The sequence below is a fragment of the Kitasatospora sp. NPDC059722 genome, from assembly GCF_042733235.1.
Taxonomy (GTDB): domain Bacteria; phylum Actinomycetota; class Actinomycetes; order Streptomycetales; family Streptomycetaceae; genus Kitasatospora.
This window is the reverse complement of the sequence record NZ_JBHWGD010000160.1, coordinates 1-8,765: the sequence shown is the minus strand read 5'-3', so window position 1 is coordinate 8,765 and position 8,765 is coordinate 1. Positions and strand designations below refer to the sequence as shown.

Genomic DNA, 8,765 nt, shown 5'->3' with positions numbered 1-8,765 from the left:
ACGCCGACACGGTGGGAGCCACCAACGTTCTACGGGCAGGGCTTGTCCGTCGCAACGCCCGCCAGGGTTAGCGAGAAGCCCCCGGCTTCAGCCGGAGGAGGAGTCACGGCACTGGTCGCGTTGGATGAGTCCGCGGAGTCCACGATGGTGTCAGCACTGTCGGAGTGCGACTGGGACGTTGTCGTCATCGGGGGTGGGATCCGCAAGCCGGAACCGCTCTTGCCGCTCTTCGAGCAGGTCGTGAACCTGGTCCGGCGGTATGCACCGAACGCGGCAATCGCCTTCAACACCAGCGGCGGTGACAGCGTGGAAGCAGCCAAGCGGTGGCTTTGAACCCGGGCTGCCGGGCTGGTTGATCCGCGACCTGGGTCCCGCGGCGTGGCCAGTGGGTGTGAATGGGGGCTCCTTGTCGAGTGGCGACGGGGAGCGTCAGCGGTCGGTGGCGTCGGTGGCGCGGGTGCGCCAGTAGGTGGCTTCGGCGGGTTCGTCTTCGGCGTCGGCGAGTTCGGCCAGGAGCAGGAGTACGGCGGTGGGGAGGCCGTCGGGGGCGGGTGGGGGTGGGGTGGGGAGTTCGCGGGGTGCCGAGGCCGAGGGGCCACTGGGCATGGCCAGGACTTCGCGGGCGCGGGTCTCGTCGCCCAGGCGTTGGAGGAGGGACGTGTAGTGGACGCGGGCCCGGGCGGCGATGTCGGGGTCCTCGGCGTGGATGGCGGTCTCGAACCAGGTGGCGGCGTCCTGTTCGCGGTCGGGCATGCTGTCGACGACCAGGGCCAGCAGGAGGACCGCCTCCGGGTGGTGCAGGCTCTGCGCGTCCTCGGCGACCGGGCGCAGCACCTCCTCGGCGCGGGCGAAGTCGCGTAGGCGGAACAGGGTGCTGCCGAGGTAGCGGCGGACGAGGTGGTGGAGGTCGGGTCCGGTGGTCTCCAGCGCTTCGGTCAGGGCGTCGCGGGCGCGGGGGAAGTCGTTGCGGGCGCGCAGGGCGATGCCGAGGAGGGTCGTGGCGCGCGGGGTGTCGGGGCTCGCCGGGAGCTCCCGTGCGGCTTCCATGAGGCGGACGGCGGCGTCGAGTTCGCCGACTTCCAGGAGGTCCTCGCCGGCGGCGACGTAGGCGGGAACGGGGTCGTCGTCGGTGGCCAGGAGGTCCGCGACGCCCTGGGTGTCGTCGCGGTCCAGCAGGAGGGCGGCGAGCATGGCCCGGGCGACCCCGGTGACGTCGGAGGGCTCGTCGGCGAGCACCGCGCGCAGCAACTCCTCGGCACGGCCCTCCTCTTCGGTGCCCAGGAGCTGCGTGGCCAGGTGGAAACGGGCGAGCTGCAGGGCCGGGCCGCCGGCGGTGTCGACGGCGGTGCGCAGGTGGGTGAGGCCCTCCGCCTCGCGGCCCGGGGTGAGGACGAGGAGCACGCCCAGCAGGGCGACGCCGGTGCCCGCCGCGACGGCGTGGCCGGAGGCCATGAGTTCGCGCAGGAGCGCCTCGGCCTCGTCGGGGCGGTCGAGGTCCACCAGGAGGGTGGCGAGGTCGATCCGGGCGACCAGTGACCATTCGGGGTGGCCGGAGGCGACGGCCCGGCGGTAGGCGTCGACGGCCTCGTCGGGGCGGCCGACGGCGACCATCAGGTCGCCGAGGAGGTCGGCCGCGCGGGGGCCGAGGTCGGGGTGCGGGGAGCGGGCCGTCTCGGCCAGGAGGGCGGCCGCCTCGTCGGCGTCGTCGAACGCGGCGGCCGACCGCGGGTCGGGGACGGCGCCGACGAGCAGGAGGGCCAGGTCGACCCGGGCCTGCCAGGACCACACGTGGTGCCCGTGGGCGATGGCCCGGCGGTAGGCGTCGACGGCCTCCTCGGGCCGGCCCCGCAGCACGTGGACGTCGCCGAGCAGGTCGGCCGCGCGCGGCGCCTCGAAGCGGTGGCCGGAGGCGGAGACCTCGGCCAGCAGCGCGCACGTGCCGGTGTCGTCCCCGTCGCGGCTGTAGAGGACGCAGGCCAGGCCGTTGCGGCTGGTCATGGACCAGTCCCGGTGGTCGGTGGCCATGGCCCGGCGGAACCACTCCTCGGCCTCGGCGTACCGACCCTCGCCCAGGTGCCAGTGGCCGAGGACGGACATCGCCTCGGGGCTGCGGTCGGGGTGGCCGAGGTCGACGACCTGCCGCAGGTGGGCGAGGCCCTCGTCGGTGTCGCCGAGGAAGACCCGGGCGACGCCCAGGCACAGCCTGGCCCCGACCTCCACCCACGGCCCGCCGTTGGCGACGGCGAGCTCCAGCAGTTCCGCCGCCTCGCCGTAGCGGGACCGCACGATCAGCAGCTCGCCGAGCGCGCCCTGGGCGATCGGGCGCGCCTCGGGGTCGCCGTCCGCCAGGACCGAGCGCAACAGCTCCTCCGCCCGGCCGAGTTCACCCCGCCCGACCAGGAGCCCGCCGAGGCCGGCGCGGGCCATGCCGGAGATCGAGGAGGCGGCGGACGTGCCGACCGCCCGGGACAGGGTCCACGGCTGGTCGGCCGGCGGGTCGGCGGCGGCTGGCGCGGAGCGCAGCGCCGGGACGCGCTTGCCCTGCTCCGCTCCGCCGATGCCCGGTGTCCCGGCGAGCACGGCCGTGCTGCCCTGGCCGCTGAGGGCCTGGCCGAGCCGGGCGGTGGCGGACGGCGGCATCTGCTCGACGCCGTGCGCGAGCACCGCGGTGAGCAGCCGCTCGGCCTGCTCGGCCTCGCCGAGCTGCCAGAGCACGCCGGCGAGCGCGATCTGGGCCAGTAGCGAGATCTCCGGGTCCGGCGCACCGACCGCCCGTTCCAGGAGGGCGCGGGCGGACTCGTGCTCGCCGCGGCCGGAGAGCAGGCTCCCGAGTTCGGCCTGGGCCAGCTCCGCGACGTCCTCGACGCCGGAGTCGGCGGCGCGCCGGAGGAGCGTCTCGGCCTCGGCGAACTCGCGGCGGTAGACGAGGATCGTGCTGAGGACCAGGGCGGCGCCGGCGGTGAGGTCGTCGTCCGCGTCCTCGGCGACGACCCGGCGCAGCTGCTGCTCGGCGATGTCGGCGCGGTCGTGCAGGACGGCCACCATGCCGAGGGTGGCCAGGTCGGCGCCGTCCAGGAGTCGGGCGGCGAGCTCCCAGGCCGCGTCGTCGACCGCCTCGGCGTCGACGGCGGTGTCGAGGTACTCGGCGACGTAGGGGAAGACCTCGTAGCCGGGCCGCCCGGCGTCGTCGCGCGCGCGGACGAGCAGGGCGATGCCCGCCTGCGCGCGGTCGCGGGCCCAGGCGAGCGCGGTGCGGTACGGCTCGTCGCCGGGGTCCAGGTCGAGCTCGACGAAGCGCAGCCGGTAGCGGTCGAACAGCTCGCGCAGGGTCGGTTCGTCGAGCAGGACGGGGGAGCCGATGCGCGCCCAGTCGGCGGCGGCGCGGACCAGCAGGCGGCCCTCGGGGCAGCTCTCCGGCCCGGCCTCCAGGCGGGTCTCCAGGGCGGGCGCGGCGACGAGCATCTCGCCGAGGCCGCGCAGCGAGAGGTCCTCCTGCGGGTAGAGGTCGGCGGCGGCCTCGCGCTCCTCGTCGGTGAGGGTGTGCGGCAGGTGCACGACGGTGGCGCGGCGCAGCACCTCGCGGGTGGCGCGGCCGACCTCGTTCTCCAGGCCGGCGAGCTCCTCGCGGTGGCGGTGGGTCAGGGTGCCGACGACCAGGCAGGGCGGGTCGTGCTGGAGCAGGAGGTCCAGCGCGTGGGCGTCGAGCGCACCGGAGAGCAGGTAGTGGTGCAGGTCGTCGAGCCAGACGACGACCTGGCCGGGGGAGTGCGGCAGGCCGGCCCGGGCGAGCTCCTCCAGGTCGCGCCGGCCGCGCCGGGGGACGACGAGCCGGGCGGCGCCGTGGGCGCGGCTCAGGCGCTCGTGCAGGGTGCGGGACTTGCCCGCCTTGGACCGGCCGGCCACCAGGACGAAGCCGCCGGCGGCGAGGGCGGTGTCCACCTCGCGGTCGGCGGCCGGTCGGTCGAGGTAGGGCTCGTAACCCCTCGCGGTGTAGGTGGACTCGCTGACGCCCAGGTCGTGCGGGTCGACCTGGTCGAGCCGGGGCAGCTCGCCGGACGGCGCGAGGGGCACGGCGAGCAGCCGGGCCAGGCGGTCGCGGCGCTCCTGCTCGGTGATGTCGTGGACGAGCGCGGCGAGCGGCGGCCAGAGCCGGGCGATCGGGTCGAGCGACAGCGCGAAGCCCACCCGGCGGTCGGCGCGGCCCGGCTTCTGCCGGCGCCCGAGCACGCCGATCACCGCGTGCAGGGTGTTGTTCCACACCGGCGCGCCGGAGAAGCCGGGTTCGGTGGCCCAGCCGGTCTGCGCGGTCGACTCCAGCTGGAGCCAGTCGCCCTCGGCGTACCCGACGATCTCGCCGCGGATCGGCACGCCGCCGGTCTTGTGCTCGGCGGGGAAGCCGTGGGCGCGGAAGGTGTGGCCGAATACGTCGGCGTCGGTGCGGCGCAGCGGCGCCGGCTCGGCCCCGGGCGGCGCCGGGGCGTCGAGCTCCAGGATTGCGACGTCGCCGGCCCACTCCTTGGGCGGGTGCCAGCCACCGGGGAGGACGCGGGCGGGGACGGGCTCGTGCGCGGGCAGGAACGGGAAGCGGACGAGCACCGGGCCGTCCGGCGGCTCGGCGGGGGTGCCCGGGTCGACGACGTGGGCGCAGGTGAGGACGAGGCGCTCGGAGATGAGCGTGCCGCCGCCCTCGGGCAGGGGACGCCCGTGCGGCTGGATGCTGACGACCCAGGGCGCGCGGGCCGGGTTGGGCGCCACCGGTCAGCTCGCGGCGGCCGGACCGGACTTCCAGCTGAGTTTGACGTCGAAGTGGCCCTCGGTGGCGGTCTTGGCGATGACGACGCCGGCCTCGGCGTTGAGCTTGATGCCGAAGGACACCTCGATCTCCTCGGGCTTGAGGTGCCGCAGCACCGCGAGGACGGATTCGAGCGTGGGGCGGCACGCGGTGAGCGCGGCGTCGAGGCGGTGCGCGGCCTCGGCGATGCCCTCGTCGCTGCGGGAGACGAGCTGGATGCCGGGGGAGTCGTCGTCGACCTCGACCACGAGGGAGGAGTCGTCCGGTCCCTGGAAGCGCAGCAACTCCGGCATGGTGACCCCCACTTGGTGACGTCGTGCGGTGGTGCGACGGTCGCAGGATAGCGGTGGGCGGGGGTGTGGCGGGGGTGTTTGGCGGAGCCGGGGTGCCGCAGGGGTGGGCGGCGGGGCCGCGAGGGGGAGGGGGTGCGCGCGGGGTCGTGCGGTGGTGCGAGGGTCGCAGGATAGCGGTGGGCGGGGGTGTGGCGGGGGTGTTCGGCGGAGCCGGGCCCGCCGGCTCCGACTCGCTGCCCGAACGGGCCCCGGGAGCTTGGTCGTTGCGGGTGTCGGGTGGGCGTTCCGCCGCTACCATCGGGGCCCGGACGTGGGTGCGGCTGCGGGTACGGCTGGGGGTGGCGGCGTGGAGCGGGCCAGGCGGGAGATCGCGGCGGCGCTGGAGGCGGTGGGCGACGGCGAGGTCGTCGCGTCGCTGCGGGTGCTGGGGGCCGCATTGCAATGGGTGTGCGCCGAACTGCGCGGGATCGACGGCGGGCCCGGCGGCGCGTCCGCGCTTGAAGCGCTGTACGAGCTCGACGACGCCCTGACGGCCGGGGAGGGCCTGCGCGACGCGGTCGACGTGCTGTTCGACGCGGTGCTCGCAGGGGCGGCCGTCCGGCGCGACGTCGGCGACCTCGCGGACCGGCTGCGGGCGGCCAAGCGGGCCGTGCAGGCCGAGCGGGAGGCGCTCGACGAACTGGAACAGCGTGAGCACGAGTTGCGTCGCCGTCTCGCCGAGCTCACCGAACTGCGGCGGCAGGTCGACGACTTGCGGCGCCTGGAGCGGATCGTCTCGGCGCTCGACGGGCTCGCCCGCCAGCAGGAGGTCATCACCGCCCGCCTGCTGGCCCTGCGCGGCAAGGACACCGGCGTGGAGGACGTCCTGCGCACGAGCGCCGACCGGCTCGTGCGGCTCTCCGAGGAGCAGCTCGCCGCGCTCTCGCCGCAGACCCGCGACCGGCTCGCCCGCGCCCAGGACGTGGACGATCAACTCACCGTCGAGCAGCGGCGGTTCGAGGAGAGCAGTGCTCGCCTGGCCGAGGTGCGGGACCGCCTGGACAGCGTACGCACCCGGCGCGTCGAGCAGCTCGCCTCGTTGCGCCTGCACGCCCACGCGGACGCCGAACTGGCCCGGGCGCTCGCGCCGGAGAGCGTGGAGGCGGACGGCTCGGACGGTTCCGACGGCGGGGCCCGCTCGGCGCTGGTCGAGGCCGAGGCGCTCGCGGCCTCGCTGGAGACGAGGCTCACCCGGGTCGACGAGATCCTCGCCGGGCTGCTGGAGCGCCGTGAGCAGGCGGACGACGGTACGCACGCCGCGCTGTCCTGGGCGGACCAGTAGCTCAGGAGAGCGGCGGCACGTCCTCCCCCGCGAAGGTGATCGGCTCCTCGGCGGGCCCGTCCCAGCCGTCCGGTCCGAGGCGGCGCGCCAGCCTGGTCTCCATCGTCTGGAGCAGGCCGCCCACCGCCCGCGCGTTGCCGAAGTCGTGCGGGCGCGCCGCGCGTTGGGCGTCGAACCAGGCGGCGGCGCGGCGCGCGGCGTCGTCGGAGAGCCGGTAGCGCTGGGCCGCCGCCTGGTTGCGCAGGATCTGCACGAGGTCGGCGGTCGGGTAGTGGGCGAAGTGCAGGGTCTCGCCGAAGCGGGAGCGCAGGCCGCTGTTGGCGTCGAGGAAGCGCTGCATCTCGCGCGGGTAGCCGGCCGCGATCACGACGAGCCGGCCCGGGTTCTCCATCATCTCGCGCAGGAGGGTGTCGACGGCCTCCTCGCCGAAGTCGTTGCGGCCGTCGCCGGAGGCCAGGCTGTAGGCCTCGTCGATGAACAGGACCTTGTCGAGCGCGGAGCGGACCACCTCGCGCGTGCGCGGCGCGGTCTGGCCGACGTACTGGCCGACCAGGTCGGCGCGGGTCACCTCGACGACCTCGTCGGTGTGCAGGAGCCCGAGGGCGTGGCAGATGCGGCCGACCAGGCGGGCGACGGTGGTCTTGCCGGTGCCGGGCGGGCCGAGGAAGAGCATGTGCGGGACGGCGGTGCCGGGCAGGCCGCGGGCCTGGCGCAGGGCGAGGCGTTCGGTGAGGCCGGTGAGGAACTCGCGGACCTCGCGCAGGCCGACCAGGTGGTCGAGTTCGGCGAGCAGGTCGGCCGCGGCCGGGACGGGCTTCGGCGGGTAGGAGCGGTACCGTTCGGGCAGGTCGGCGGGGAGCAGCGGCAGGTGCACCTGCCGCTGGACGCGGCCCGCCCACGTGTCGAACAGGTCGTCGGCGAGCAGGCGCATCGCCCCGGCGTTGCCGAAGCCCTCGCGGGCGACGCGGTGCATGCCGGTCACGACCCGTCCCAGCAGCTCGCGGGTCTCCTTGGTCGGTGTGAGCTGACGTTCCGTCAGCATGCCGAGCAGGATGGTGAGGAGGGTCTCCGGGTCGTAGTCGGGGAACTCGATGTGGGCCCGGATCCGGCGGTCGAGGCCCGGGTCGGCGGCGAGGAACTCGCGCATCTTGTCCGGGTAGCCGGCGAGCACCACGACCAGCCGGTGGCGGTCGTTCTCCATGCGGGCCAGCAGTGCGGTGATCGCCTGCCCGCCGAAGCCGTCGCGCTGGTCGCTGAGCGCGTAGGCCTCGTCGAGGAAGAGGACGCCGTCGAGGGCGCGGTCGATCAGGGCGTTGGTCCGCTCGGCGGTCTGGCCGACGTAGCCCGCCACGAGGTCGGAGGCGTCGGCCTCGATCAGGTGCCCGCGGCGCAGCAGCCCGAGGTCGCGGTAGATCTCGCCGATCAGCCGGGCGACGGTGGTCTTGCCGGTGCCGGGGTTGCCGGTGAAGAGGAGGTGCTGGGTGGCGGCGTCGCGCCGGGCGGGCAGGGCGCGTTCGGCCTCGATGCGGTTGCGCAGGCGGTGGAGGTGGCGTTTGACGGGCGTCAGGCCCGGCATGGCCTCCAGGCGCGCCCAGGGGCTCTCGTCGTGCGGGGTGACGGTGGTGACCAGGCGCCGTTCGAGGACGGTGCGCCGGTCGAGCGGGGCGCCGTCGGAGATGAGCAGACGCAGGTCCTCGCGCCAGGCGGAGGCGCGGCGTGGGGTGCTCGCGAAGGAGCGCACGAGCGGTGCGAGTTCCCGCCAGTCGCCGATGCGCAGGTGTTCGCGGAGGCGCAACTGCTGGACCATCCGGTCGAGTTCGGACTCGTCCGGGTAGCCGACCCGGAACGCGCCACCCCGGGCGGGCTGGTCGATCTCGGTGCGCAGGAAGGCGGCGAGGGCGGGGTAGACGCGTCGGTCGGCGACCACCCGCTCGACCTCCTCCAGCGTGGAGCGGCGGAAGACGAAGATCCACCGGTTGCGGCCGAGCCGGTCCTGGGCCCGGTCGGCGAGGGCGCCGGCCAGTTGCCGGGAGGCCTCGTTGTGGACGAGGGTCTCCTCGGCCTGGATGTAGACGACGGCGGTGCGCACCTCGCGCTGGCGCAGCTGGCCGAGGTGCGTCATGACCGCGAAGGGGTCGGCGACGCCGGTGACGGGGGCGGGCACCGCGGCCGGGGCCGGGGCCGGCGGCGCGTCGGGGGCGAGCCGGAGGGCGCCGAGGGGCCCGCGCAGCCGCCGCATCGCGCCGGCCGGCCGCGCGGGCGCGGGCTCCCCGCCCGGCCGGGGGAGACAACCCCACAGCCCGTCAAGTGAGTACACAGGGGGTGGGTGAGAGGAGGAAACAATTAGCGGGTGGCCCAA

5 protein-coding genes are annotated in these 8,765 nt (G+C 75.5%); 2 read left to right on the top strand and 3 right to left on the bottom strand.

Features of this window, described 5'->3' with window-relative positions; all coding sequences use genetic code 11:
* The first annotated feature begins 42 nt into the window (after positions 1–42).
* The gene (locus ACFV4F_RS40930; protein WP_380510658.1) at positions 43–333 is read left to right on the top strand and encodes a hypothetical protein; all 291 of its coding nucleotides are present in this window, start codon (positions 43–45) and stop codon (positions 331–333) included.
* A gap of 96 nt (positions 334–429) precedes the next feature.
* Here the strand turns inward: ACFV4F_RS40930 and ACFV4F_RS40925 are convergent, their stop codons facing one another.
* Both ACFV4F_RS40925 and ACFV4F_RS40920 read right to left on the bottom strand, forming a co-directional pair.
* On the bottom strand, positions 430–4,755 hold the full coding sequence (locus ACFV4F_RS40925; protein WP_380510655.1) for a tetratricopeptide repeat protein: 4,326 nt from the start codon (positions 4,753–4,755) through the stop codon (positions 430–432).
* A 3-nt stretch (positions 4,756–4,758) separates the two neighbouring features.
* On the bottom strand, positions 4,759–5,085 hold the full coding sequence (locus ACFV4F_RS40920; RefSeq protein ID WP_380447751.1) for a CU044_2847 family protein: 327 nt from the start codon (positions 5,083–5,085) through the stop codon (positions 4,759–4,761).
* A 346-nt stretch (positions 5,086–5,431) separates the two neighbouring features.
* Between ACFV4F_RS40920 and ACFV4F_RS40915 the strand changes: the two genes are divergently transcribed.
* Positions 5,432–6,406, top strand: a complete 975-nt coding sequence (locus ACFV4F_RS40915; protein ID WP_380497808.1) for a hypothetical protein — start codon at positions 5,432–5,434, stop codon at positions 6,404–6,406.
* Between the two features lies 1 nt (position 6,407).
* Here ACFV4F_RS40915 and ACFV4F_RS40910 read toward each other — a convergent pair whose 3' ends face one another.
* The gene (locus ACFV4F_RS40910; protein ID WP_380510652.1) at positions 6,408–8,723 is read right to left on the bottom strand and encodes an AAA family ATPase; all 2,316 of its coding nucleotides are present in this window, start codon (positions 8,721–8,723) and stop codon (positions 6,408–6,410) included.
* Positions 8,724–8,765: the final 42 nt, after the last annotated feature.